This is a genomic window from Lachnoclostridium sp. MSJ-17 (assembly GCF_018918205.1).
Taxonomy (GTDB): Bacteria; Bacillota; Clostridia; order Oscillospirales; family Acutalibacteraceae; genus Ruminococcoides.
Genome location: NZ_JAHLQB010000067.1, coordinates 1 through 716 on the forward strand (window position 1 = coordinate 1; position 716 = coordinate 716).

At 58.7% G+C, this 716-nt stretch carries 1 protein-coding gene; it reads left to right on the forward strand.

The window, feature by feature from the left end; translation table 11 throughout:
* Positions 1 to 28 precede the first annotated feature (28 nt).
* Positions 29 to 716 (forward strand): replication restart helicase PriA (priA, locus tag KQI64_RS05575; protein WP_253289196.1); only part of this gene is annotated, 688 nt, incomplete at its 3' end.

Genomic DNA, 716 nt, shown 5'->3' on the forward strand with positions numbered 1-716 from the left:
ACGCTCTTCCGATCTATTTTCCCGGGTGTTGCTCGAACATCTTGAAAGCAACCTCGAGCACGGACGTCAGAGCATATTGCTGCTCAACCGCAGGGGTCACAATTCCTTTGTCACCTGCACCCACTGCGGCGACAGTGTGACCTGTCCGAACTGCTCGATTTCGCTCACCTACCACATACGCAACAACCGCCTGATGTGCCACTACTGCGGCTATTCGGTGCCGTTTTCGGGTGAGTGTCCGACCTGCCACAGCAACACGCTGCGTCTCGGCGGCACAGGCACCCAGAAGGCTGAGCGCGACATAGCGGAGATCTTCCCGAACGCGCGTATTCTTCGGATGGACACCGACGCGGCTTCGTCAAAGGCGAGCTACGAGCGCATGATCTCGTCGTTCTCGAACGGCGATTACGACATTCTCGTCGGCACCCAGATGGTCGCGAAGGGACTTGATTTCCCGAACGTGACTCTTGTCGGCGTGCTCAACACCGACCACGCGCTCTACGCCGACGACTACCGCAGCTACGAGCGCGCGTTCTCGCTGCTCACTCAGGTAGTCGGCAGAAGCGGCAGAGGCAAGGAAAAGGGCGTTGCGGTAATACAGTCCTACACGCCCGACAACCTGATCATCGGCATGGCGGCGCGGCAGGACTACGCGGCGTTTTACGACACCGAGATAAAAATGCGCGAGATGATGCTCTATCCGCCGTTCGCGGATA